This is a genomic window from Sorangium sp. So ce367 (genome assembly GCF_051520455.1).
Lineage (GTDB): Bacteria > Myxococcota_A > Polyangia > Polyangiales > Polyangiaceae > Sorangium > Sorangium cellulosum_B.
The window spans coordinates 2989308-3012866 of sequence record NZ_CP150334.1 but is presented as its reverse complement, the minus strand read 5'-3'; the positions used below and the strand labels follow the sequence as shown (position 1 = coordinate 3012866).

The 23559-nt window shown below is 71.1% G+C and carries 23 protein-coding genes; 15 read left to right on the top strand and 8 right to left on the bottom strand.

Annotation, left to right across the window (positions count from 1 at the left end; translation table 11 throughout):
• The first annotated feature begins 170 nt into the window (after positions 1-170).
• The gene (locus WME97_RS11795; protein WP_437552000.1) at positions 171-983 is read left to right on the top strand and encodes a CPBP family intramembrane glutamic endopeptidase; all 813 of its coding nucleotides are present in this window, start codon (positions 171-173) and stop codon (positions 981-983) included.
• Here WME97_RS11795 and WME97_RS11790 read toward each other — a convergent pair.
• Entirely contained in the window at positions 959-2452 is a 1494-nt protein-coding gene (locus WME97_RS11790) for a vWA domain-containing protein (protein WP_437551999.1), read from the bottom strand. The two genes, WME97_RS11795 and WME97_RS11790, sit on opposite strands and share 25 nt — an antisense overlap.
• Before the next feature lie 433 nt (positions 2453-2885).
• On the opposite strand from WME97_RS11790, the gene WME97_RS11785 reads away from it, so the two are divergent.
• Positions 2886-3122 carry a hypothetical protein gene (locus WME97_RS11785; RefSeq protein ID WP_437551998.1) on the top strand — a complete coding sequence of 79 codons (237 nt, stop codon included), beginning with the start codon at positions 2886-2888 and terminating at the stop codon, positions 3120-3122.
• Positions 3123-3234: 112 nt separating this feature from the next.
• On the opposite strand, the gene WME97_RS11780 is transcribed toward WME97_RS11785, so the two are convergent.
• The gene (locus WME97_RS11780; RefSeq protein WP_437551997.1) at positions 3235-3939 is read right to left on the bottom strand and encodes a glutathione S-transferase family protein; all 705 of its coding nucleotides are present in this window, start codon (positions 3937-3939) and stop codon (positions 3235-3237) included.
• On the bottom strand, positions 3936-5453 hold the full coding sequence (locus WME97_RS11775; RefSeq protein ID WP_437551996.1) for an isochorismatase family protein: 1518 nt from the start codon (positions 5451-5453) through the stop codon (positions 3936-3938). Before WME97_RS11775 ends, WME97_RS11780 begins: the two co-directional genes overlap by 4 nt.
• A gap of 134 nt (positions 5454-5587) precedes the next feature.
• On the opposite strand from WME97_RS11775, the gene WME97_RS11770 reads away from it, so the two are divergent.
• The 10 genes from WME97_RS11770 to WME97_RS11725 all read left to right on the top strand — a co-directional run bounded on the left by WME97_RS11770 (position 5588) and on the right by WME97_RS11725 (position 14927).
• Positions 5588-5737: a hypothetical protein gene (locus tag WME97_RS11770; protein WP_437551995.1), complete on the top strand. Its 150-nt coding sequence runs from the start codon at positions 5588-5590 to the stop codon at positions 5735-5737.
• Positions 5738-6256: 519 nt separating this feature from the next.
• Positions 6257-6925 carry a hypothetical protein gene (locus WME97_RS11765; protein WP_437551994.1) on the top strand — a complete coding sequence of 223 codons (669 nt, stop codon included), beginning with the start codon at positions 6257-6259 and terminating at the stop codon, positions 6923-6925.
• Positions 6922-8406 carry a calcium-binding EGF-like domain-containing protein gene (locus WME97_RS11760; protein ID WP_437551993.1) on the top strand — a complete coding sequence of 495 codons (1485 nt, stop codon included), beginning with the start codon at positions 6922-6924 and terminating at the stop codon, positions 8404-8406. The genes WME97_RS11765 and WME97_RS11760 overlap by 4 nt, the downstream gene beginning before the upstream one ends.
• On the top strand, positions 8403-10406 hold the full coding sequence (locus tag WME97_RS11755) for a hypothetical protein (protein WP_437551992.1): 2004 nt from the start codon (positions 8403-8405) through the stop codon (positions 10404-10406). Before WME97_RS11760 ends, WME97_RS11755 begins: the two co-directional genes overlap by 4 nt.
• Before the next feature lie 609 nt (positions 10407-11015).
• Positions 11016-11384: a response regulator gene (locus WME97_RS11750; RefSeq protein WP_437299247.1), complete on the top strand. Its 369-nt coding sequence runs from the start codon at positions 11016-11018 to the stop codon at positions 11382-11384.
• Between the two features lie 85 nt (positions 11385-11469).
• Positions 11470-12147 (top strand): GAF domain-containing protein, encoded by a 678-nt coding sequence (locus WME97_RS11745; protein WP_437551991.1) that lies wholly within the window; start codon positions 11470-11472, stop codon positions 12145-12147.
• Positions 12144-12668, top strand: coding sequence for a chemotaxis protein CheD (locus WME97_RS11740; RefSeq protein ID WP_437551990.1), 525 nt, complete (start codon positions 12144-12146; stop codon positions 12666-12668). The genes WME97_RS11745 and WME97_RS11740 overlap by 4 nt, the downstream gene beginning before the upstream one ends.
• A gap of 5 nt (positions 12669-12673) precedes the next feature.
• The gene (locus WME97_RS11735; RefSeq protein ID WP_437551989.1) at positions 12674-13030 is read left to right on the top strand and encodes a chemotaxis protein CheW; all 357 of its coding nucleotides are present in this window, start codon (positions 12674-12676) and stop codon (positions 13028-13030) included.
• Positions 13027-14793 (top strand): methyl-accepting chemotaxis protein, encoded by a 1767-nt coding sequence (locus WME97_RS11730; protein WP_437551988.1) that lies wholly within the window; start codon positions 13027-13029, stop codon positions 14791-14793. The genes WME97_RS11735 and WME97_RS11730 overlap by 4 nt, the downstream gene beginning before the upstream one ends.
• Positions 14790-14927 carry a hypothetical protein gene (locus WME97_RS11725; RefSeq protein ID WP_437551987.1) on the top strand — a complete coding sequence of 46 codons (138 nt, stop codon included), beginning with the start codon at positions 14790-14792 and terminating at the stop codon, positions 14925-14927. Before WME97_RS11730 ends, WME97_RS11725 begins: the two co-directional genes overlap by 4 nt.
• 92 nt (positions 14928-15019) lie before the next feature.
• On the opposite strand, the gene WME97_RS11720 is transcribed toward WME97_RS11725, so the two are convergent.
• The 5 genes from WME97_RS11720 to WME97_RS11700 all read right to left on the bottom strand — a co-directional run bounded on the left by WME97_RS11720 (position 15020) and on the right by WME97_RS11700 (position 18284).
• Positions 15020-15574, bottom strand: coding sequence for a hypothetical protein (locus WME97_RS11720; protein WP_437551986.1), 555 nt, complete (start codon positions 15572-15574; stop codon positions 15020-15022).
• 115 nt (positions 15575-15689) lie between these two features.
• Entirely contained in the window at positions 15690-16250 is a 561-nt protein-coding gene (locus WME97_RS11715) for a hypothetical protein (protein ID WP_437551985.1), read from the bottom strand.
• A 102-nt stretch (positions 16251-16352) separates the two neighbouring features.
• Positions 16353-16730 (bottom strand): hypothetical protein, encoded by a 378-nt coding sequence (locus WME97_RS11710; protein WP_437551984.1) that lies wholly within the window; start codon positions 16728-16730, stop codon positions 16353-16355.
• Positions 16731-17071: 341 nt separating this feature from the next.
• The gene (locus WME97_RS11705) at positions 17072-17617 is read right to left on the bottom strand and encodes a hypothetical protein (RefSeq protein ID WP_437551983.1); all 546 of its coding nucleotides are present in this window, start codon (positions 17615-17617) and stop codon (positions 17072-17074) included.
• A gap of 157 nt (positions 17618-17774) precedes the next feature.
• Positions 17775-18284 carry a hypothetical protein gene (locus WME97_RS11700; protein WP_437551982.1) on the bottom strand — a complete coding sequence of 170 codons (510 nt, stop codon included), beginning with the start codon at positions 18282-18284 and terminating at the stop codon, positions 17775-17777.
• A gap of 564 nt (positions 18285-18848) precedes the next feature.
• On the opposite strand from WME97_RS11700, the gene WME97_RS11695 reads away from it, so the two are divergent.
• The 3 genes from WME97_RS11695 to WME97_RS11685 all read left to right on the top strand — a co-directional run bounded on the left by WME97_RS11695 (position 18849) and on the right by WME97_RS11685 (position 23556).
• Positions 18849-19469, top strand: coding sequence for a glutathione S-transferase family protein (locus WME97_RS11695; protein WP_437551981.1), 621 nt, complete (start codon positions 18849-18851; stop codon positions 19467-19469).
• Positions 19470-19534: 65 nt separating this feature from the next.
• Positions 19535-22873: a DNA methyltransferase gene (locus WME97_RS11690; protein WP_437551980.1), complete on the top strand. Its 3339-nt coding sequence runs from the start codon at positions 19535-19537 to the stop codon at positions 22871-22873.
• On the top strand, positions 22870-23556 hold the full coding sequence (locus tag WME97_RS11685; RefSeq protein ID WP_437551979.1) for a hypothetical protein: 687 nt from the start codon (positions 22870-22872) through the stop codon (positions 23554-23556). The genes WME97_RS11690 and WME97_RS11685 overlap by 4 nt, the downstream gene beginning before the upstream one ends.
• Positions 23557-23559: the final 3 nt, after the last annotated feature.

Genomic DNA, 23559 nt, shown 5'->3' with positions numbered 1-23559 from the left:
GGGTTGACAGCGGACTACACATGCGGAGGCGCGAGGCCCGCGCTCGGGACGGGAGCTCCGAGCGGAGCCCGGCCCCCGACCGGATCCCGGCCTTCGTGTCGAGCGGGGCGACTTTCTCCGTCGCGAGCCTCGCGCGGAACATCCTGCGCGCGCCGCTGTCCCGCCGATCCATGCCTCGTTCCGTGGCCCGGTTCTTCGTCCTCGCGTACGCCATCACATGGCTCTGCCAGCTGCCCCTGCTGCTCCAGCAGTGGGGCGCCGGCATCCCTCCCGGCGTCGCCATGGCGCCGCTCGTGCTCGGCGCTGTCGGCCCCTCGCTCGCGGCCATGGTGTGCGCCTGGAAGGAGGGTGGCCGAGCGGGGCTCTCGGGGCTCCTGTCACCCCACCCCGCCCCGGCGGGCTGGGGCTACGCGCCGCTCGCGCTGTGCATGCCGGCGGCGCTGCACCTCCTCGGCCTCGCGCTGCTGGCGCTCGCCGGCGGGAGCCTTCCGGCGACGCTCCTATATACGCCTGTCACACCGGAACACCGCGGTATCGCCGTGCTCGCCCCGCTGGGGGAGGAGCTGGGATGGCGCGGCTATGCCCTCCGGCGGCTCCTTCCGGCGCAGGGACCCGTGCGCGCCAGCCTCGTCCTCGGCGTCGCGTGGACCTTCTGGCACCTGCCCGCCCTGTGCCTGCCGGGCGTCCCCTGGTGGTCGTGGGCGCTCAGCCTCGTGTTCATCACGTCGCTCAGCGTGCTGATGACGGCGCTGCACCTCCGATCCGGCGGCAGCGTGCTCGTCGCGTGGGCGGCGCACCTCGGCATCCACCTCGACAACGTCTCCCGCGCGCACATGTCCGGCGACGGCGCCGCGCCGCTCCTGGTCACGACGATCGTCGCGCTCGTGGCCGCGGTCATCACCGCTCGGTGGATGCAGATGCAGGCACGAGGCGCCGTATCGCGAGCCGACGGAGAGCGTCAGTTGTCGCTGAACTCACCATAAAGATCTCCTCGAGGGGCGTCCGCCTTCATGAGGTCCAGGAGCGCGGGCCAGAACGCCGCCTCCGCGTCGATGCCGGCGTCTCCGATCGCCGCCGCGTCGGCGGCGAAGCGCTCGAGCGCGGGCTCCAGGGTGGCAATCGCCGCGGCTGGGTCCGAGCCGTACGCTTGCGCCGCGTCGTGCATCGCTTGCACGAGGAGCGCGAGCGCCACCGTCTTGTCGACGCTCGCCTGCGGCATCACCACGCCGCGCTCGTCGAGCGCCTCGCCGTCATAACGCGCCGAGAGGGAGCTCGTGACCGGCTCTCCCGAGCGGTCGACGTAACTGAGCGCGACCTCCACCTCCGACCCGGCGACCTCCTCTGGCGACGCCGGCGTGAGGGACAGGAGCAGGGCCCCCTTGCGCTTGCTGAGGAACACGCTCGCCACGTCGAGCGAGGCGATCGACGTCGCGCCGGCCTCCCCTGTGGGGAAGCCATACGCGTGGGTGAGAGAGAGGCCCGGCGAAGGGGTCGCGACGAGGCTGAGATCATGGGCGATCGGCGTCGCCATCCACGGCCAGTTGTCTTCCATGAAGAGCCCTACCTCGTCGGCGTCCATCAGGCTGAAGGCGTTGGCTCCGCGCAGGTGCGACATCCGGTTCATGACCTCGACGCCCAGCCCCAGGCCCAGGCCGAAGACGGTGATCCCGATGCCGTCTTCCGCGCCCTCCGCGACCAGGCGCTCGAACTCGCTGCCGTCGATGGCTCCCACGTTCGGCTGAACGTCGGTGAAGAGCATGACGCGGACCTCGTCGGCCGTGCCCTTCGCCTCGCGCGCGAGCGCGTACGCCCGGATGAGGCCTGCCTCCATGTTGGTGGAGCCGTTCTCCGAGAGCTCGTCGATGGTCTCCTTGATCTCGGGGTCGTCCCCTTGCGTCCAGTCGAGCGGCGTGCTGACCGACGAGCCATACGTGACGAGCGCGAAGCGGTCGTCCGCGTCGAGGCTGCTCGCCACATTCCCGAGGAGTGAGCGGGCGATCGCCGCGGGCATCCCGCCTTCGCCATCGCCGTAGCCCCACGACATCGAGCCGGATACGTCGACCGTCGCGACGATCGCCATCGACGGCCGCTTGAACGTCTCGGGATCGATCGTCGACGACATGCCGACCTGCACCCACGCGGCGCTCTCGCCCTGCGCGTTCGGGGCGATCCCCATCGCCGCGCGCACGCAGAGGAGCGTCGCGCACGGCGCGCCCTCGAGCGGCAAATCATGCTCCGAGAACATCGCCTCGACGACGAACGCCTCGGCCGGCGGCACCCTGCCGTTCTCGACGAGGCCCCGTGCGAGGCCCATATCCTTCACCCCCCCCGGCGTCGCGCCGAACTCGCCGGAGCCGCCGAAAGAAGCCATGTCGCTCCCGCCGATTTCTGCGCAGCCGACCATCACGATGCCCGACGCGACCGTCATGATGAAGCCAAAGAATCGGTTCATGCCATCCCTCCTTCGAACGCCGGGCGGTCAGGTTCGCGCAGGATCGCGACACGTCCTCGCCCCGCGTCCTGCCGCGCGCCGTGCAGCTTCAGTGCCAACGCCGCGACGCACGCTTCGTCTGGTTCGGGCGCGCATCGAGGCGCCATTCCGGCACGATGCATGACAGCGGCGTCAGAGCGCAGGCGCGCTCCGGTGAGCCACCCCTCGCGACGACCGCGCCGGCTCAAGCCCCCTGAATCCATCGGACTCACGCGTTTGCGGAGCCGGGCGCCGCCCAGGTCGGGCTGTGGGCGACTTCAGATTATCTGAGGCGGTGCGAGCTCCCCGGGCGCCTCGCCCTCGTGCTTCAAAAATTTGGCGATATTCTCGACGAGGAGATGCCGCGCGGCTCTCAAGCGAGTTCGAGGAGGGCGTGCGCCTTCTGGGCCTATCGATGAACGATATATCGACGAACGCGATCAATCACCTCGAATCGCAGATTCGCGAGCTCGAGCCTGTTCGCGAGGGCGACACGATCTACGGGAGGAGCGAGGTGCTCTCGGCGGAGGACGTCGTCGACAAGCCGGACCGCGGGCTCGTCACGCTCGAGACGCGCGGGGACACGCAGCAGGGCGTCTTCTTCATGTCGTTCCAGCGACAGATGGCGGTTCGTCGCGCTCACCTCAGGTGACGGCAGGTGCCCTCCGCAGCCCGCCGCCCTCCTGGGAACGTGACGCCGTATCGCCGACCTGCCCGCGCATCGAGCGGGCCGCCTTCACCCGACGATCAGCGGGGCGGCCGCGCTACGTCGCGGCGGCGAGCGCCCGCGCCTGCGCGAACAGGTCGGGGCGCGCCCGGTCGTGGGACCAGCCCTCGGGGTACGAGGCCACCGCCGAGGGGCGACCGCGCACGCGGCGCTCGTAGGCGTCGAGCGCCGGATGACCGGCGAGCGACAGCCCGCGCCGCTGCATGTAGGCGAGCACCGGGTAGAACGCGCAGTCCGCGAGCGTGAAGGCGTCCGACGCGATGAACCGTGTCTTCTGGGCCCGCGCGTCCCACAGCGCGAGCTCCCGCTCCACCCCCGAGAGCGCGCCCAGGATGGCGGCTCGCCGGTCCGGCGACACGGCCTCCGGGCCGGCCTCGAAGAGGCCCTCCAGCGGGTCGTAGACACACGCCGTGGCCTCGGACTCCTGCGCGAAGGCGAGCGCGCGGGCGAGCGCGCCGGGCTCGGCGAGCGGCGGGAGGAGCGGCGGGTCGGGATACCGCAGCTCGAGGTACGTCAGGATCGCCAGCGACTCGTTCATGGCGGCGCCGTCGGGCTCCACCAGCACCGGGGCCTGGCCCCGCGGGTTGAGAGCCAGGAACTCCGGGGTGCGCGTCTCGCGGGGCTCCCGCATCACGCGCAGGCGGCGCGCCTCGAAGGCGAGGCCCTTCTCGTGAGCCGCCATCAGGACGCGCCAGCTCGAGATCGAGCCGTTCACGAAGTACACCGTGCGCTGAGCGCTCATCGGTCGCCCCCGGGCTCGTGCGACGCGCGGAGCGTGCGAAAGTTGAGCGCCTCGAAGCCCGGGCGGTACGCGGCGACATCGAAGGTGGGGTCGACGTTCTCGGCGCGGAAGAGCTGCAACATCCGCTCTGCCTCGCCGCGCTCCGCCGCCTCGCGCTCCGGCTCGGGGACCGCGGATCGGGCTCGGGCGCGCGCCTCGGCCTCGGGGCGATCGGACGCGGGCGCGCCGACGCCCCAGACAGCGCCGGTCGCCGGATCGTGAAACGTGCCGATGTGCCGGAACGTGAGCGAGATGCGCGATGGCGACACATGGCCGTCGCCCTCACCCTCCGTGTCCCCCTCCTGGCGAATGGCGTGGTAAAATCGGCGGTTCGTCTCCAGGTCCATGACGAGCAGCGAGCCGTGCGGCAGAGGGACCTTCTGGACAGCATTCCCGTCCTCGGCGCGCTTGGGCCGGAGCACCATGGTGCGCTGTCGTCCGAGCGAGACATTGACGATGAACGACGGGCGCACCAGGTCGAGCGTCTTGTCGGAGTGCTCGCTGATCCAGTCGCGTCCCGTGCGGTAGAGCTGGAGCAGGCAATGGTTGAGCGGGTGTCCGACGCGGCGCTCGACCTCCCTGCGAATGCGGTCGACGGCGGGGGTGAAGGGGCAGAGCTCGGGCTGCTCGTCGACCGGGTGCCGATAGAGCGGCATGGCGCCGTCGGGCGAGCGCTCGCCCTGGATCGCGACCAGGCGGGGCACCTCCCCTCCGCGGTGGCGCATCGTCGTCCAGGCGACCTCGCGCTCGACAGCGGCGAAGGCGCCGGCGTCCCCGGCGAGGCGCTCGTCGAGGGCGCCGCACCACAGCGCCGTCTCGCCCGCGCCGATGCCGGCGATGTGCACCGGCCCGGGTCCGTCGGAGAGCAGGTCGGCCCAGCTGCGGCGCCGGCCGCCGAGGCCCTCGATCTCGCGCAGCGCCACGGCGTGTTTGCCCGCGGTCCCCGCCGCGGTCGCGTCCCCGAGGATATCGACGTCATAGCCGAGCCGGCGCGCGTCGCGGGCGGCGGCGAGGACACACACGTTGGTCGCGACGCCGCACAGGACCACGCCGGTCACGCCCGCCTCCGCCAGCCGGGCGTGCAGCTCGGTCTCACGGAACGCCGAATACCAGCGCTTCTCGACGTGCCACTCCGCGGTCCCCGCGGGGCGCTCGGCGCGCACCGGGACGAGCGCCGGGAACAGCTCGGCGCCCCACGTGCCGCGGGCGCAGCACGCGCTGCCGGTGTGCGTCTGCCCGCGGAGCGCGTCCGGCGCCGCGTCGATCTCGCCGTAGACCGACGTCACCCACACCACGACCCGCCCCTGCGCGCGCGCCGCGCGCGCGAGCCAGGCCACGGTCTGCGCGAGCTGGTGCGGATCGCAGTGGCGCTTCGAGAACGCGCCTCCCTCCGCGAGGAAGTCGTTCTGCATGTCGATGATCAGCAGCGCCGTGCGCGCAGGATCCTGGGAGGGCGCCCGAGCTCTCACGTCCATCGTGTCCTGGTACCACCGGCCGCTCGCTCGGCCAAGCTCCGGGGCCGCGACGCGGGGCGCCGAACAGAGCACGCCAGGCCGAGCTCACCCAGGATACCGAGGTTCCAGCGTCGAACAGGGGTGCGCGGGCCTTCATGACGATCGAAGAGGTCGAAGCCGGGACTCGACAGCTCGTCGAGAGAGCCAACGACACGGATGTCGTGGTCTTCGCGAGGCCCGAGGCGGGTTTTGCAGCAGATACGGCGCTGGCTTGGCGCTTGCTTCAGCTCGCGCCCGAGCTCTAGGATGAGGACGTGGTGAAAACCCGACGGCGGAGCACCTCGCGAAGGAGGGTCTTCTGGCACCTGCAGTGCCTCGGCTTGATCATGAGCGCGCGGTCGTTCGCTCAGGCGCCCGACTCGAGCGCCATGGAGCCCGCCCCCGCGCCCCCTGCAGCGGTACAGCCCGCGCCCGCGCCGCCTCCGCCGCCGCAGTCCGGGCCCGCGGAAGCCCCGCCGCCCGCTCCCGCACAGCCTGAGCCGGCACAGCCCGGGCCGCCTCCTCCGAGCGCCGCCCAGCCGTACCCATATCCCTATCCGTATCCGTACCCGTATCCGTATACCTATCCATCCCAGCCTTACCCGCCCGGGCCACCACCATCCCAGCCTTACCCGCCTGGGCCACCACCATCCCAGCCTTACCCGCCCGGGCCACCACCATCCCAGCCTTACCCGCCCGGGCCACCACCGTTCATTCCCCCGCCGGCCCCGACCGCTGGCGCGCCGTCGAAGCCAGCGTCTCCGGTGAAGAGGAAGCCGCGGAGCGTGCCCTTGTCCGTGTTTCGCTTCGGCTACGGCGCCTACGGGAGCGGCACGCTGGACTTTCAGGGCCAGTGCGCCGGCAGCTGCCCGCTGTCCTTGCGCGCCGGGAGGGAGGACGTCGACGATCACACGCCCGTGCTGCTCGGCTTCGATCTGATGTTCGGGCCCGAGCCCGTGAGCCTCGGGTTTGGCTTCTGGTTCACAACGGGCACGACCCTCGAAGGACGAGAGCCCACCGTGCCGGAGCGGGGCATCGGCTGGGAGTTCGCGACCCCGTTCATGCTCGGCGCCGCGCTCCCCGTGACGGAGTCCCTCGCGCTCCGACTGGGCGCCTTCGCCGGTCCGGAGTTCCTGTTCGCGCACGATGGCAGCGCGCAAGGCAGGGACGGCGAGGCCTACGAGAGCTTGTGTGACGACTTGCGGGCCAGCGGGCAAGTCAGCGAGTGCGACGTGACCTATCCGACCCGCTTCAGCTGGATCTACGGACTCCAGGCCGGCCCTGTCTTCCGCACGTCGCGCCTCAACACCATCGGCGCCGAGCTCCTTGTCCAGCATGTCGATTATCGGCTGTTCGGGATCGACGCGGAGGGGCCGAGCTGGCGAGCGAAGCAGACGTACGACTACAGCGCGTGGAGGTTCTGGCTCATGGTCACCGTCGGGATAGGGAAATGACGTTGCGCTACGGGCTCTGGGCGATGACGCTGGCGCTGGTCGTCGGGTGTGCAGACGACGGCGGCGAGGCCCCGCCGCTCCGCTGCGGCGAAGGCCGCATCTGCACCTGCGCGCCGGGAGACGACCGGCCTGAATGCAATCCATGCCAGGAGGGCTTCCGGCCCGCGCTGGTCGGGTCCGACTGTGTCCCGACCTGCAACGCCCCGGAGGTCGACTGCGGTGAGGCGGGGGTCTGCGAGGAGACGGCGAGCGGGGCTGCGTGTCGCTGCGATCCGGGGCACACGGGCGAAAGCTGCGAGCGCTGCGAGCCAGGGCTCACGCCCAACGACGCCGGCCGGTGCGTCGCCGCGCTCTCGGCGCCAGCGCTGCTGACGCTGTCCGTCGTCGGCTCCGAGCGCGTCCTCGGCGCGCTCGTCCCGCCCGACTGGTCGTTCCGCCCTCTCGCGAGCGTGCCGAGCACCGTGACCGACGTCGCGTATGACCCCGGCTCCGGTCGCGTGTTCGCGCTGAACGGCGGGCGCCTGGCGACCCTCGATCTCGCGTCCGGTGCGGTCACGGATCTCACGAGCGCGGACGCCGATCTCGGGAGCGCGCTGTCGCTGGATCCAGCCGGAAACAGGGCGCTCTCCGCGTCGGCGAACGCCATTCACGCGATCGATCTCGAGACGTTCCAGGCCGAGGAGCTCTCCGCGGCAGGCGCTCGCGCGCTCGAGTACGACCCGAGCCGCGCGAGGATCCTCGGGCTGGACGCGGCGGGCGCGACCTTCGAGCTCGCTGACTCCGCGCCGGAGCTCGTCGGTCGGACGCAGGGCTCCGACTGGCTCGCCATGGCCTTCGATCCCGGAAGCGCGCGCGCCTACTTGCTCGGCAGCGACGCGGAGAGCCGTGAGGACCGGCTCCTGCGGTATTGCGCCGGGGCCCTCGCGCGCTTCGGCGCCGTCCCCGCGTGGCACGCGAAGCGCGTCGTCGACGCCAGCGAGGGAAGCACGGCGCCGCTCACGCTGGCGTACGAGGGCGCGGATCCGGCGCTGATCGTCGCCGATCTGGGCACCCAGCCGATCGACGCGGTGACCATCGCCGTCGACCACCCCGACGCGGCCGTGTGTGTCGTCGACGACGGCGGCGGCGGGGCGGCCGAGCTCGAGATCGCGCTGTCCCCGAGCCTCCGGGCCGGCTTCCTCCTGGTCGCCGCGCCGGGCCGAGCGGTGAGCGTCGACGCGACGGCGCGCCCCGCCGACGCGAGCTACAGCTTCATCGTCCACACCGACGAAGGACTCAGCGTCTCGGGGCCGATCGAAGGCATCACCGAGCACGACACGGCCTCGTGGGAAGCGCTGGCCCTCGACAGCATCACGAACTTCCCCGAACGGCGCGCCGCCACCCTCGCGCTGATGGACTGGGCGTCTCAGGCCACCCTCGAGGTTCGCCTCGCGCACGAGCCTGCGGGCAACGCGCTTGCGTGGGTAGCGGAGGTGCCATGAGGGTCCTGCGCGTCTCCTGGCCTCTCCTGCTGCTCTCCCTTCTGGGGTGCGAGGACTCGGTCTCTGGCTTTCTGAGCTGCGGCGTCGAGATGTGCAGCGCCCGGCAGGAGTGCGTCAGCGCGGCGCTGGGCCCGACCTGCGTGTGCACCGAGGGGTTCGTCGGCACCGAGTGCACGACGTGCGCGTCCGGTTACAAGCTGGTCGACAACCGCTGCGCGCTCATCCCGCTCGACTGCGCTGTCAACCCGGAGCGGTGCGGTCCGCACGGCACGTGCGTCGCGACGGCCGGCGCGGACGAATGCGCGTGCGAGGCGCTGTACGAAGGTCGGCTGTGCGATCAATGCCAGAGCGGCTACCAGGACAACGACGCGAACGGCGACTGCCGCCCCACCTGCGCGGAGGCCCAGCTCGACTGCAAGGCGCCGAGCCGCTGCTCGGACGCGGGCGGCACGGCGCTGTGCGAATGTCCGACGGGGCACACCGGGGACGACTGCTCGCGGTGCGCGCTCGGCTATCGGGACAGCGGGACCGGCTGCGTGCCCACGTGCGCGGCCTCCGGCTTCACCTGCAGCACGAACCAGATCTGCGTCGACACGGAGACGGGCGCCCGCTGCGGGTGCGCCGAGGGGTACGGCGGGATCGGCTGCGCGAGCTGCGCCGAAGGCTACCTGCAGGATTCGACGACGGGCGCTTGCCTGCCCTCCTGCGACGGGGCCGGCGTCAGCTGCGGCGAGCACGGCAGCTGCGACGATTCGATCGGCTTCGCGCGCTGCGTCTGCGTCCTCGGATACACGGGGGAGCGCTGTGACCTCTGCGCCGCGAACTTCGAGCAACGCGAAGGCGGGACGTGCGGCCGTACGCCCACGGCGAGCGAAACGCTGGTGATGGCGGGCTCCTTCGAGGGGCGTTCGGTGCTCGCCACGCTCGATCCGGGCTCGGGCAGCGCGCTGCCGCTGGCGGAGCTCGAGGTCACGGGGCTGTCGGGCGGCGCGACCCCGCAGGCGCTCTTCGTCAACCGCGCCGGGTCGATCTCGTCGTACTCGCTCGCGACCGGCGCCATCGAGGACGCCGTGGATGGCAGCGGCGCCGTGGGTCCGCTCACCTGGGATGGGGCGACGGACCGGCTCTACGCGCTCGGTGGACCGAGGTCGTTCTCTCTGCTCAGCATCGATCCCGCCGCGAAGACGGTGGTGCCGCGGTTCGAGACGGGGCTGGCCGGGGCGGCGGATCTCGCCTTCGACGCCGCGAACCAGCGGGTGCTCGTGCTGCGCGACACGTTGTTCGCGGTGAGCCTCGCCGACGGCGCGGTGACCGAGCTCGCGCCGCTGCCCCCGGCCACGCTGGGCATCGAGATCGGCGCCGACGGCGCGCTCCTCGCGCTGTCGGCGACCGACGCGGACGAGGCCGCCGCCCGCGTGCAAGCCTGTCGCTCGACCGCGGCCGCGCTCGGTCTCGACGGCTACGCGGGCGCGACCGGCCGCTTCGTACAGCCGGACTCCGACGTGGACCAGGTGACCCTCGCGGCCGCGACGCCGGACAAGCTGGAGGTGCAAAGCTATCTGGGCCGAGGCGGCGACAGCGCCCCGCGGACCGTGCAGATCACCGCCGACAACCCCGACGCGTTCCTCTGCCTGGCCCTCGAGGAGGCGACCCTGGTCGGCGTGGCGGCCGGGGCGCGCTTTCGGGCGCTCGTCATCTACGCGGCGGACGACCCGATCGAGCTGCAGATCGAGGACGGATTCGCGGGCGGCGCGGCGCCCCTGATCCATCTGGGCGGCTACGCTCCCGCCTTCACGCGCCCGGATCGAGACGACATCGTTGTCTACACACCAGCGGAGTGGGCCGCGCGCGGGCTGGCCGTCGATCCGCGCTTCCACCGCCCAGGGCCGGGCGTCCTTCACACGCTGGACGGCGCGTTCGCCGTGAGATCGAGCGTGCCCCTCTCGGGAGGCGTCATTCCCGGAGGGCCACTGGCCCGCTGGGAGCCGGTCGCGCCATGAAGCGGGCTCATTCATGACGATCGAAGACGTCGGCGCTGCGACTCGACATCTCGTCGAGAGAGCCAACGCTGCCAGGCCACTGCCCTGAGGCGACGCAAGGCGCGCCTGCTCCATCACCTCCGCCCCTGACGGCTCGCGGCGCTTCGATCTGACCACGGCGCACGTGCGCCGCGCGGGCACGTCCACGTCGAACGCTTCAACTGAGCGCCTGCGCTCACCAGAGAACACCGTCGCCCGACCCAGGGGAGCCCGGAGCTCTCCGTGTCCGCCCACATCGTAAGCGGCCGTACAACACGATGGCTTTGTTGCGTCCTCTTCCAAAGGGTCTTTGCGCCTCCGCCAGACACCGACGCTCTCGCGGTGGCGTCCGGCCCTCGCACCCACACTGTCGAGGAGGTCGGGGCCGGCGGGCCGACCCGCCGGCCCGTTGGCCCGCCAGCGCAATAGAACGATGCTGTATGTCCGAGTGTTCCTGCCTCGATTGATGTTTACTTGAGGCGTGACCCGAGCGTACCTTGGGCAAAGGCGACGCCCCTTGGGGAGAGGGGGCGTGCGAGCCGCGCGGGCGAGCGCTCGAGTGGCCTTCGTTGCCTGCGAGGGGAGGCGGTGGTGTCTCGAAAGAAGATCCTGCTGGTGGACGACTCGGAGACCGTCCTGATGATGGAGCAGATGATCCTCCGGAAGAGCTATGACGTGGTCACTGCCAAGGACGGCAGCGCGGCGGTGGCCAGGGCGCTCGCCGAGCGACCTGATCTGATCCTGCTCGACGTGATCATGCCTGCCATGGATGGATTCGAGGCCTGCCGGAGGCTGCGATCGGAGGAGGCGACGCGGGAGACGCCCATTGTCCTCGTCACGAGCCGAGGCGAGGTCTCGCACAGGGAAGAGGGGTTTCGCTGTGGCTGCTCCGACTACATCACGAAGCCCATCGATTCCCTCGAGCTCCTCGAGAAGGTCAAGAGCTGTCTAGGCGAATGAGGTGAAGACCGACATGTCGCGTGATGGACAAGCTGAACGCGGGGTGGAGCACGCGGTGCGCCGCGAGCGATCGTCACGAGCGCACGTGAGCGCGCTCGAAGGGCAGAAGAAGCGGCTCGCGCGGCGCGCCCGCGCGCTCGGCCGGCTGCTTGGCCGGGTCCGGAGGGCCCGCGGGCGCCTCGAGGCCCGCGCCGTCCGCGCCGAGGCGGCGCTCGCGCTCGCCGCCGATCGATGCGCCGAGGAGGAACAGCAGCGCTCGCAGCTCGCGAATCTCTATGTCGCGAGCCGCCGGCTCCTGCCGCTCCGGACCCGTGAGGAGGCGTGCCGCGCCCTCCAGGACATCATCGCGAACCTCGTCGGCTCCGAGGAGATCGCCGTCTTCGAGATCGACGGCAGCGGGGCGGCGAGGGTCGTCGCGGCCTACGGCGTCGCGCCGTCGTCCGCCGTCCTGATAGCGCCGGAAGAGGGCATCGTGGGGCGCGTGGCGCGGCGGATCGAGCCGTATTTCCGGCAGGGCGCCGCGCTCGGCAGCGACCCGGCCGCCCCCCAGGCCCCCTGCGCGCGCGGCGAGGGCGACGTCATGGCCTGTGTCCCGCTCACGATGGACGAGCGCGTGGTCGGCGTCATCGCCGTCTTCCGTCTGCTCTCGCAGAAACCCGAGCTCGGGCCGATCGATAAGTGTCTTCTCGAGGCGCTCGGCACGCTGGCGGCCGGGCCGTTCTGCGCGGGGCGGGAGCGCTGCGGCGCCCTGGAGATGCGATGACGATGCTCAAGCCCCCGTCGCAGCGGTACGGCGCTGGACGAGCGCGGCTGAGCGCGCCCCCTCCGAGCAGCCCGCAGCCCCACTACCTCACGCCGGGCAACGTCTTCGCGTCGGGCGAGCCGACGATCATCACCACGATCGTCGGCTCGTGCGTCGCGATCTGCCTCTGGGAGCCTGCGCTCGGCGTGGGCGGCATGAACCACTACGTGCTCCCCAGCTGCCCCAACCTCCAGCTGCCGCTCGGGCGCTTCGGAGACACCGCCTTTCAGCAGCTCCTCGATCGTCTGGCGGCCCTCGGCGCCACGCCCCGCTCGCTCCAGGCCCGGATCGTCGGCGGCGCCTGCATGATCTCCGCCTTCCGGGAGCGGGACTCGCACCTCGGACACCAGAACGTGGCGGTCGGGGTCATGGTGCTGCGCGCCGCCGGGATCCGGGTCGTCCAGCAGGACACGGGCGGCAGCCAGGGCCGGAAGCTCATCTTCCGCACGGACGACGGCAGCGCCGCCATCCAGCCCCTGTGATCGCGATGGATGCCGAGCGGGCCGCGCTCATGCAGATGTTCGCCGCGGCCTGCGCCGGCCCGCGAGAGCGTGGTCGTGGTGGCCCACGAGGGGGCCAGGCCGGCCTCGTCGTAGACTCGCTCGACGGCGAGGGCAGGGCGGTCATCAAGCCGCTCGGCCGGCTCTTCCGCCGCACCCGGGGCATCACCGGATCCACGGCCCTCGCCGACGGCAGGCTCGCGCTGATCCTCGATGTGGACGCGCTGATGCACGACCTCACCCGCGGCCGCGCCGGCGGCGGGCTCGCGCCCAGGGATCGATGGCGGGCTCCCCCCTCGGAGGCGCGGGAAAGGGCGATGGATCCGGAGGGGAGGACACGATGAACCGGCTCAGGATCGCGCTGCGTCTCTCGCTCTCGCTCGCGTTCATGGCGATGCTCATGCTCGCCATCGCGATCTCGGGGCACCTCGGCCTGACCTCCGTCGCGGAGAAGACGCACGAGATCCTGGTGTCGGACGTCCGGGAGCTCGCGATCGCGATGCAGATCGAGCGCGACCTCATGGAGCTCCGCCGCTACGAGAAAGACTGCTTCCTCAGCATGGGCGATCGCCCCGTCCAGCAGGGGTATCAGGAGAAATGGAACGAGCTCGAGGCGCAGATGGAGCGCCGGCTGGACGAGCTCGACCGCCTCGTGACGCTGCCCCACGAGCGGGAGTCGGTCGCCGCGATGCGGCGCGACCTGGCGAGCTACGTCGTCGGCTTTCGCCGCGTGATGCAGGAAACGCTCGCCGGGCAGCTGCCCACGGCCCAGGCGGCGAACGCCGTGATGACCGGCTACAAGGACGAGATCCACCGGTTCGAGGAGTCGGCCGAGGGCCTCGCCAAGGCGAGCACGAGGCACATGGAGACGATGCAGGCGTCGCTGAGCGGCGACGCGCGGCGCGCCTCGCGGGACATGGGCCTCATCGCCTTCGTGGCGCTGGCGGTCGGCGTGCTCGTCAGCGTCCTCGTCTCGCGCAGCATCACGGGCCCGCTGAGCTCGGCCGTGGGGCTCGCCAGGCGGATCGCCGACGGCGATCTGCGGCACCGGGGCGTGGCCTCGGGCCGCGACGAGCTCGGGCAGCTGGAGGAGGCGATGGCGGAGATGGCGGACAAGCTCTCGACCGTCCTCCTGGAGATCCGCACGGGCGCCGAGTCGCTCGCCGCGGCCTCGACGCAGATCTCGGCCACCTCGCAGAACCTGTCGCAGGGCACGAGCGAGCAGGCGGCCGCGGTGGAGGAGACGTCGGCGAGCCTCTCGGAGGTGAGCGGCTCGATCCAGAAGAACGCCGAGAGCAGCCAGCAGACCGACGCGCTCGCCACCGGCGCCGCGGCCTCCGCGGAGCAGAGCCTCGCCGCGGTCCAGCGCACCGTGGCCGCGATGCGCGACATCGCCGAGAAGGTCTCGATCGTGCAGGAGATCGCGTACCAGACCAACCTGCTCGCGCTGAACGCGTCGATCGAGGCGGCCCGGGCCGGCGAGCACGGCCGCGGCTTCGCCGTGGTCGCGAGCGAGGTCCGCCGCCTCGCGGAGCGGAGCCAGGCCGCCGCCAAGGAGATCGGCGCGCTCGCGTCGGCGAGCGTGCAGGTCGCCGATCGCTCGGGGCAGCTGATCGAGGAGATGGCGCCCTCGATCCGGCGGACCTCGGCGCTCACGCAGGAGGTGGCGATCGCTTCGCTCAGCCAGGCCGACGCGGTCGGCCAGGTGAACAGCGCCATGCGCCGCGTCGACGAGGTGACGCGGCGCAACGCCGCGATCAGCGAGGAGCTCGCCAGCACGGCCGAGGAGCTCGCGGCGCAGGCGGACGCGCTCTCGGGCATGCTGCGCTTCTTCCAGGTGGGCGACGAGCTCGCGTTCCCCGAGCGCCCCCGCGTGCCGCGCGCCCCCGGCGCGGGCGGCGCGCGGCGCCTCCCGCCGCCTTCCCGGGAGGGCTCCGCGGCCTCGCCGGGCGCCTCGAACGGCGCCGCCGTGCTCGCGACGCTCGCCCGGGCCAGGACGAACGGGGCCCTGCGCTCCCCCGCGGCGCTGCACGAGGACGCCGAGCTCGAGCGCTTTCCGGCGCGGGGCGCGGATCGGGCTACCTCCGCGCGCGCGGAGGTCCCGTGAGCGCCGCGCCGGAGCCTCGATCGTCGCAGTACATCTCGTTCTTCGTGGGCGGCGACGAGCTCGCGCCGCAGGGCGAGCCCGCGGGGGCCGGCGCGCTCGGCGCCGGCGAGGGCAGGCCGCGGCCTTCCCCGTAGCCGTCCGCCGCCAGGGGGGAGAGCAGCCGCAGCTGCTCACTTCACGACGCGGTGGCACGCGCGCCGCTCATCGCGAGCGACAACGTTCGCGCTCAGCGGCGAGGGCGGTGCAGAGCCCCGGTCTCGTCCGCCGCGGCGGGTTGTCCGGCCACGCCGGCCGCCGCGGCGCGCAGCTCGGACATCGCTTCGTTGTAGGCGGGGCTACCTGGGGCGCAGGGAGCTACATTCCGCGGCCCCGACAACGGATTGCTCTCCAGCGCGCGGATGGCGCTGTCGATCGTGTCGAAGTGAGCGAACCACCGCCGTGCGGCTGCCACGACCCGAGGGGCGAGCAGCCGAAGGACCTCGACCTGCTCCGATTCCGACAGGCGAAACGACCAGGGTAGTTCCTCCCAGTTGAACGAATGCCCCGGCTGCGCGCGGAACTGGCAATGCCACGGAGCCGGATTGTTCCGGACGGCTTTGCGCAGCCCACAGCCAAACTCGACCTGGAAGATGCCGGCGCGAGGGCAATGAAACCAGACGACGTCGACGAAGTACGGGCGAAGCCGCCACATGGCACGGCCCGGGTTGTGGAACCCGAGATCGACCAGCCGCGGGCCGACGATCTGCGAGATCAGCCGCTTCACTTCAGCCCATGAAAGCATCGCCTCCCCTTCCCTGTCGAACGGGGCCTCTGCCGCGAGCGGGGACGCGCGCTCACCCTCTCATCGGCAGCAGGCCCAGGTCGGCCAGCGTCGGCGACACCGAGAGCCACCGCGATCACGGGTCGTCTCCGGGCTGGAGCGGAAACTCGATCCAATCGAAGCGATCGAGCAGCGCTGCCTCCGCGTCGTCATACTCGAGATTGAAGCAGTGATGGTGCGGGACAGGGATCTCGATCGCGCGCCGCGCCAGGCCGCGCGCCTCAGCATGGCCGACAAACTGCTCGAGCGGGCCGTACGCGTAGACAAGGTTGTGGTTGTCGTAAACGATCGTGCTCTGCGAGGGCAACGACGTGACCCAGACGTGATGGCGGCCATCGCGCTCGAAGAACTCTTCGAATTCGCGAAGAAAGTCAGCCACATCTCGCAATTGCATCGGGGCTGGTTCCTGTCGCCGCGCAGCCGCGTTGCCGCAGCGGGACACCACGAGCACGTGGAGAACACCGAACGGCGCCGGCAACGGTCGCAGGAGATCGAGGATGAGGTCGATCTGGCGTTCGGCCGGCGCGAGCACCAGGCGATCGGGGCCCGTGGTGCGCTGGAGATCCCACGCGTCCGGGTATCGATGCTCGACCCAGCGGTCATCGGGTGCCAGCGAACCGAGCTTGTAGGGTTGCACCTTCATGGCGAACGGCCTCCATCGAGCACCGCCGGGGCGCTCACGTGGACGTGCTCGACCGGGATCCCGCCGACAGCATGCCGTCGTCAGGCGCTCGACCCGTCAAGTCTGTGGCTTCTGGCATCGCGGATCCCATCTTCGATCCTCTCTCCCGTCGAGGTCCGCTCTGACCTCTCCGGACTCGTCGAATTGCCAGGCTGAATATCCATAGAAGAACCACTTCTTGATCGGGATCGGTCGCATCCCGCGGAGCTCCTCTGGCGTGTGATGCCAGTGAGGTGGAATGGCCGAGAAGAAGAGGTCGTTCGCGATTCGCCTCGCTCGAAGGGACATCGACAAGAAACAGTGCTTGAACGTCCCTCGCGGCGCGACATCATCACAGTCCGGATGAGAGTAGAAGTACCGGACGCCTTGCATCACTTGCCCGATGTTGAGCGCCGTGTGCTTCGCGTACTCCTCCAGAAAGATTGTCAGCCTCATTTCTCTGCCCTCGGACAAGCGTTGCAAAGGTCAGCAGATTCGACCGAAGCCGCGGGACCAGCGCTGTCCAGTTCGTCACCTCTTGGGACCTCGCCCACACAAAATCTCACAGACCGGCTCTGCGCCGCAAGGCGCAAATGGTGTCCAGCGCGGTGGCGCAGATGCGCCTGACACCGGCGGCGATCGCCGCCTCTCCGGGGGCCGCGAGCGCCGGCAGGGCGGCCGGGCCGGCCCTCTGGTCAAGGGCGTCCAGGGCGTCACGCGTGTTTCGCCGCTGAGGCGCTCGACTCGACCTGCGCGCGAGGCGTGGAGCGCGGAGCCACGACGGGTTCATCCGGGAGTCAGCCAGCATCGATCCAGCCGCGCGCGTCGCACTCGTTGCAGGGGAGCTCGATTCCGGATCCGGGGGCCGGTTCAGCGATGCGTTTGCCGTTGCACTTCGAGCAGACCGACGACCCCGGAGGTGGCTGCGGGATCAGCTCGAGGAGCTCGACGATGCCCGTCTTCCGGGCGCCGGCGATCAGCGCGGAATGTGCGTGCAAACCGCCGACCTCGACGATCTCATCGCCGTCCCAGCCACGGAGGTCCTCGAGGACGCGGCCGTCGGAGGTCAGGTAGGTCATCGGTCCCATACCGGGGTCGAGCAGGAACGCGTCGTACTTGTCTTCAACCTCGTCCTGCCAGGAGTCCATGGCCGCGACGTACCGCCCGGCCGCCTGATCGACAGAAGAAGCTCCAGAGAAGAGGTGTCGAATGGAATCGATGAAGTTGCCGCCCGCCTGCTCGCGCGGCGCGCCGGCAGCACTGCGGGTCGCCCGCAGCCGACGTTGCTCAAGACGTCGAGCGCGCAGGCGTTCGAGCAGCGGCGGCGGGATTTCGAAGGGCATGCGGGGACCTCCTGCGGGGTTGCCGTGTCTGCCTGGCGACTGGCGTTCTTCTGCGTGGTCCCGAGCGGAGCGAGTGCCACATCAGCAGCAACGACCTGGTTCGCCGGCTTCTCGCCGTCCGACTTCGCGCGTCGGCTGCAGCGCGTTGTTTGGTCGATCAGCGGCTGCCCAACCATTCCATGAACTCGTTTGCCGTTTCCGGGGACAGTTCGAGCACCGCTTCCGCGACGGCCGGCTGGTTCTTCGAAGCGGCGAGGGCGCTCAATGCACACAAAAGGAAGTTAGCGTCCCAAGGTCTTGATGCCGCCGCCGCGACAAGAGATGGCAACTGTGACAACGCGTCGAAGTAAGCCGGGGCAAGATCCTCTGGAACTACAATACTCTTCTTGGCTCGACAGATCTCCACCCAAGCCGGAAACTGAAAGTACGTGAAATCGGCAGAGGCCGGAGCGGATGCCAACGCTTTCACCACGTAGGGGACTGCAGCAAAAGAAGCCGAGTAAACGTCCCCTTGGTGCGCCAGGGAGCTCCAGAGTGAGAACCAGGGTTCTTGCTCTCCCTCCGCAACGGGCAAGCCATCGAGTTTGCGCAACAACTCTGGAACATCTGAAGCAGCACCGTATGCGTGCTCCAGCTCTGACCATCGAGCACTCGTGAGACTCAGCATCTTCGCTCTCGAACGGTCAAAAGGAGCATTCCGGTGGAGATGGTCATGTTGCTCTGGCGCGGCCGTCTTGCCTGCCCAACTATCCGTCGATCGGTCAACCGAAGCCGCGGAACCAGGTCTGTCTAGCGCGTCGCCTTTTGAGGCGTCCCCCGCGAAAAATCTCACAGACCGGCTCTGCGCCGCAAGGCCCAAATGCTGTGCGGCGCCGCAGGGTAGATCCGTCTGACACCGGGCGCAGTCGCCGCCTTTCCGGCGGGCCGGGGGGCGCCCGGCGGGCGCGCAGCCGGAGGCATCGCGCCAGGCTGATACCGCAGCCGCCTCATCAGGAGTTTCCGGACACCTGGTCCTGGGCGTCGGCGAGGGCCACCCAGACGGCGCCAGCCGCGACATCGGCGGCGTGCTGGGCGCGCACGGCGCCTCGCTCGCGCGGTTTCGTTTGGGTGAAATCGACGTGCTGCGCGCGGACCGTTCAGCCCTCGCTTGACCTTCGCGGGTCACCCGGGGAGCATCCCCGCAGCTACCGGGACGGGTGCCGGGGGCCCCGCGGATGGGAGGGAGCACCAGATGATCGACCTGTACACGTGGACCACGCCGAACGGCTACAAGCCCGTCATTCTCCTCGAGGAGCTCGGGCTCGCGTACCAGATCAAGCCCATCGACATCGGGTCCGGCGCGCAGAAGACGCCGGAGTACCTGCGCATCAACCCCAACGGGAAGATCCCCGCGCTGCAGGATCACGACCACCCGAACGGGCCAGTCACCGTCTTCGAGTCGGGGGCGATCCTCATCTACCTCGCCGAGAAGACGGGCAAGCTCTTGCCCGCGAGCGAGCCGGGCCGGTCGCGCGTCATCGAGTGGCTGATGTTCCAGATGGGCGCGGTGGGGCCGATGCTCGGCCAGCTCGGCCATTTTCGCAGCGCCGCCCCCGAGAAGATCCCCTACGCGATCGAGCGCTATCAGCAGGAGCAGGACCGCATCTACAAGGTGCTCGACGGCCGCCTCGCCGAGTCCGAGCACCTGGCCGACGAGTACTCGATCGCGGACATCGCTACGTTTCCGTGGATCTCCGGGGCCGCGCGCATGGGGGTCGCGCTCGAGCCGTATCCGAACCTCGCGCGCTGGGAGCAGGCGATCAAGGCGAGGCCGGCGGTCGCACGAGCGCTCGCGGCGAAGATCAAGCCCTGAAGGCCGCGCGCAGGTAGAACCTGCAGCAAAGCGCGCCCCGCTCGCGTACACTCCGGGCGCTCGGCATGGATCAGCCCGTCCCCGGGGACAGCAGGGCGCAGCAGGCAGACGTCGCGGGCGCGCTCGCGGATCGGGCCTTCGACGCGCTCGGCGTCCTGCTCCGCGGCTTCGAGGACGCGGCCGAGCGCGACGAGACGGGCGCGCTCGAGGACGCGCTCGCCCGCGGCCCGGAGCACCTCCACGGCGGCCTGCTCACCGCGATCCTCCGGCTCGTGTTCCTGCTGCACGCGGAGGACCGCGGGCTCCTGCCGGCCTCGGACCCGTACTACGCGGCGCACCTCGGCGTGCGCCCGCTGTTCCAGCAGCTCACGGCGGAGCGCGGCGCGCGCCCGGGCGCGCTGCGGCGGCGCTTCGGGGCGTGGCTGCGGCTCGTCGCGCTGTTCCGCGCCATGTTCCACGGGCTCCGCCGCCCCGAGCTGACCCTGCCGGCGCGGGGAGGGCAGCTCTTCGACCCCGGGCGATACCCGTTCCTGGAGCACGCGGCCCCGGACGACCCCGCGGCGCCGCGCGCGCCGTCGGTGGACGACGGCACGGTGCACGCGGTGCTCGATCGGCTCCTCGTGCTCGATGGGCGCCCGCTGTCGTACCGGGCGATCGACGTCGAGCAGCTCGGTGGCCTCTACGAGGCGCTCATGGGCTACCGGGTCGAGCGCGCGGCCGGGCCGACGGTGTGCCTCCGGCCCGACAGGGTCTGGGTGGGCGCGGCCGAGGCGCTCGCGCAGCCGACGGCGCGGCGGGCGGCGTGGCTCGCCGAGCGGGCGGGCATCTCGCGGCGGGAGGCGGCGAGGCTCGGGGGGGCGCTCGTCGCCGCCGAGACCGCGGCCAGCGTCCTCGAGGCGCTCGGACCGCTGCGCGCCAGGGAGACCGACGTGCTCGGGGCGGGGCGGCTGTTCCTCCAGCCGATCGCCGAGCGGCGGCGGACGAGCTCGCATTACACCCCGAGGAGCCTGTCCGCGCCGATCGTCGCGCGGACGCTCGAGCCGCTGCTCCGGCAGCTGGGCGAGGAGCCGGCGTCCGAGGCGCTCCTCCGGCTCGCGATCTGCGATCCGGCGATGGGCTCCGGCGCGTTCCTCATGGAGGCGTGCCGGTACCTGGCCGACGAGGTGGTGGCCGCCTGGACGCGCGAGGCCGCGCGCGGCGACGGGGCGGCGGCGGCGCGGCTCGCCCTGCCGGGCGAGGGCGCCGTGAGCCACGCGCGGCGGCTCGTCGCGCGGCGCTGCCTCTACGGCGCCGACAAGAACCCCTTCGCGGTGAGCCTGGCGAGGCTGTCGCTCTGGCTCGTGACGCGCGCGCAGGACGAGCCGTTCACGTTCGTCGATCACGCCCTCCGGCACGGCGACTCGCTCGTAGGGCTCGACCTTGCCCAGCTGCGCGGCTTCCACTGGAAGCCCGCGGCGCCGGCGCCGCCGTTGTGCGAGGCGATCGACGCCGCGGTGGCGCGGGCGCTCGAGCTGCGGCGGCGGCTCGCCGAGGAGGCGGAGCATCCGGCGAGCCTGCGATACCCGGGAGGGCCGGACGTCCCGGAAGGCGACGACGCGCAGCTCCCGGCGAGCCTGCGATACCCGGGGGGGCCGGACGTCCCGGAAGGCGACGACGCCGGAGCCGCGCACCGGCGAGCGCGGCTCGCCGAGGAGGCGGACGAGGCGATCGCCCGGGCGCGGCTGCTCGGCGACCTCGTCGTGGGGGCGTTCTTCGCGCACGACAAGGACCGTGACCGGCTGAAGGAGCGCGATCGGCGGGCCGAGCTCGCGATCGCATGGCTCCGAGGCGGCGGTCCGCCTTCGGAAGAGCTCCTGTCGATGCAGCGGGCGCTCCGCGAGGAGGCGCCCGGGGGGCCGCCGCCATTGCCTGCGTTCCACTGGCCGCTGGAGCTCCCGGAGGTGTTCCAGGGGCCGCGTCCGGACGAGCCCGGCAGCGCCCGCGAGCCGTGGCCGGCGCGGCTCGGCGCGTTCGTCGGGAACCCGCCGTTCCTGGGCGGGAAGCGGATCTCGACGGATCACGGCGAGCTCTACGCCGCGTGGCTCGAGCAGCTGCACGGCGCCACGAAGAACACCGATCTGGCCGCCCACTTCTTCCGCCGCGCGGCCGCGCTGCTCGGGCGCCGCGGGACGGTGGGGCTCATCGCCACGAACACGATAGCTCAGGGCGACACCCGGCGTTCGGGCCTCAGGCCGCTCGTCGAGGCGGGGGGCGCGGTCATCTACCACGCCGTGCGCAGCGTCCCGTGGCCAGGAGACGCCGCGGTCCACGTCGCCGTCGTGCACCTCGCGCTGGGCATGTCGCCGGGCGACGGCGTGCCGCCGCCGCGGCTCGACGGCGTGCCCGTGGGCCACATCAACTCGCACCTGCGCGCGATGCCCGAGCGCCCCGACCCGCTCCCGCTCGGGGCCAGCCGGGATCTGTGCTTCATCGGCTGCTTCCTCCGGGGCGACGGCTTCGTCCTGACCGACGGCGAGGCGCGGGCGCTCCTCGCGGGCGATCCTGCGGCCGGCGAGGTGCTCCGCCCGTTCCTCGGCGGCGAGGAGGTCAACTCGTCCCCTTCGCACAGCCCGCACCGTCACGTGATCGACTTCGGCGAGCGCGGGCTCGAGGAGGCCGGCCGGTGGCCCGCGCTGCTCTCGATCGTGCGGACCCGGGTGAAGCCGGCGCGGGATCGCCTGAAGGGCACCGGGATCGACGCGGGCCACCGGGCGCGCTGGTGGCAGTTCGCCAACACGCGGCCTGAGCTCCGGCGCAAGATCGCCCCGCTCGAGCGGTGCCTCGTCGCGGCGCGGGTGACGAAGCACCTGTGCTTCGCATTCCAGCCCGCGGGCCGGACGTTCTCGGACCAGCTGTGTGTGTTCGCGATCGACGACCATGCGCGCTTCGCCGTCCTCCAGTCGCGCGCGCACGAGACGTGGGCGCGGCTGCTCTCCTCGACGATGGGAGAGGGCCTCCGGTACGCGCCGTCGGACTGCGTGGAGACGTTCCCCTTCCCTCGCCCGGACCACCTCGCCGAGGGCGGCCGCGTCGAGGCCGCCGGCGAGCGCCTCTACGCGGCCCGCGCGCGGTGGATGCTGGCGTCGCGGCTGGGGCTGACGGAGACGTACAACCTCATCAAGGACCCAAGGTGCAAGGAGCCGAGCATCGTCGAGCTGCGCGCCCTCCACGAGGAGATGGACCGGGCCGTCCTGGCGGCCTACGGCTTCGACGACGTGGAGGTCCCCCCGTACGCGGAGCCCGCGACCCCGGGAGAGCGGCAGGCGCGGAGCGCGTTCGAGGACGCGCTGATCGACCGGCTGTTCGCGCTGAACGAGGCGCGCGCCATGGAGGAGAAGCAGGCTGGAGCAGAGGGCCGGTCGTGACGGAGAACGCCAAGAAAACGGGGAATGCCATTCGTGTTCTCGGAGCCACGCTTCTGCTCGTCCCTGCCTTTGGCGCTGGCGTACTGGTCGGCAGGTCCCTCCTGGACCGGAGGCCGCCAGCGAAGGAGAAGGGAGCGGATCCTGCTTCGGATCCCTCGGTGCGGAGAGACCGGAGAGCGCTCGCTGCTTGTCGAGAAGAACTGGCAGCCCGTTCGGAGCCGCGAGCGACCGCCTCGGCGGCCGAGGATCCTCCGGGGGAAGAGAGACAAGACACTCCCGAACGAGCGGCCACCGTGGATGAGCTCGAGGTGGAGCTGAAACGGTGCAGAAAAAGCGAGATCCTTGTCGACGCTGAGCTTTGCATCGCCGCGGCTCGCCAGTTCAAAGCGCTGATGGCTTTGCCCAAGGATGGGTTGATGTGCGGGCCGAAGTCCAGGTCTGCCGATCTCATCGAGAAGAACTTCGAGAGCTGCGCCGCGCTTTCGGACGTTCCCGCGGATCTTCGCTCGAACGATCTCACCAAGGAAGAATCGAGCCTCATCGCGGACGCGATCCGGGTTCGTGAGACGCTCACCGAAGACGATCTGCTCCGCAGCCTGAAAGAGTTCGTCTGGACGTGCACGGAGACGCCCCCGAAGCTGCCTCCGATGCCGAAGCAGGCACCGAAGCCTCAGGGAGATTGACGC

Excerpts from the sequence above, each read along its gene's own strand:
- WME97_RS11705 (WP_437551983.1), bottom strand. The coding sequence starts at position 17,617 with ATGCCCTTCGAAATCCCGCCGCCGCTGCTCGAACGCCTGCGCGCTCGA.
- WME97_RS11775 (WP_437551996.1), bottom strand. The coding sequence starts at position 5,453 with ATGGACGTGAGAGCTCGGGCGCCCTCCCAGGATCCTGCGCGCACGGCG.
- WME97_RS11700 (WP_437551982.1), bottom strand. The coding sequence starts at position 18,284 with ATGCTGAGTCTCACGAGTGCTCGATGGTCAGAGCTGGAGCACGCATAC.
- WME97_RS11770 (WP_437551995.1), top strand. The coding sequence starts at position 5,588 with ATGACGATCGAAGAGGTCGAAGCCGGGACTCGACAGCTCGTCGAGAGA.
- WME97_RS11760 (WP_437551993.1), top strand. The coding sequence starts at position 6,922 with ATGACGTTGCGCTACGGGCTCTGGGCGATGACGCTGGCGCTGGTCGTC.
- WME97_RS11735 (WP_437551989.1), top strand. The coding sequence starts at position 12,674 with ATGGATGCCGAGCGGGCCGCGCTCATGCAGATGTTCGCCGCGGCCTGC.
- WME97_RS11720 (WP_437551986.1), bottom strand. The coding sequence starts at position 15,574 with ATGCTTTCATGGGCTGAAGTGAAGCGGCTGATCTCGCAGATCGTCGGC.
- WME97_RS11755 (WP_437551992.1), top strand. The coding sequence starts at position 8,403 with ATGAGGGTCCTGCGCGTCTCCTGGCCTCTCCTGCTGCTCTCCCTTCTG.
- WME97_RS11780 (WP_437551997.1), bottom strand. The coding sequence starts at position 3,939 with ATGAGCGCTCAGCGCACGGTGTACTTCGTGAACGGCTCGATCTCGAGC.
- WME97_RS11790 (WP_437551999.1), bottom strand. The coding sequence starts at position 2,452 with ATGAACCGATTCTTTGGCTTCATCATGACGGTCGCGTCGGGCATCGTG.
- WME97_RS11690 (WP_437551980.1), top strand. The coding sequence starts at position 19,535 with ATGGATCAGCCCGTCCCCGGGGACAGCAGGGCGCAGCAGGCAGACGTC.
- WME97_RS11740 (WP_437551990.1), top strand. The coding sequence starts at position 12,144 with ATGACGATGCTCAAGCCCCCGTCGCAGCGGTACGGCGCTGGACGAGCG.
- WME97_RS11695 (WP_437551981.1), top strand. The coding sequence starts at position 18,849 with ATGATCGACCTGTACACGTGGACCACGCCGAACGGCTACAAGCCCGTC.
- WME97_RS11785 (WP_437551998.1), top strand. The coding sequence starts at position 2,886 with ATGAACGATATATCGACGAACGCGATCAATCACCTCGAATCGCAGATT.
- WME97_RS11730 (WP_437551988.1), top strand. The coding sequence starts at position 13,027 with ATGAACCGGCTCAGGATCGCGCTGCGTCTCTCGCTCTCGCTCGCGTTC.
- WME97_RS11710 (WP_437551984.1), bottom strand. The coding sequence starts at position 16,730 with ATGAGGCTGACAATCTTTCTGGAGGAGTACGCGAAGCACACGGCGCTC.
- WME97_RS11795 (WP_437552000.1), top strand. The coding sequence starts at position 171 with ATGCCTCGTTCCGTGGCCCGGTTCTTCGTCCTCGCGTACGCCATCACA.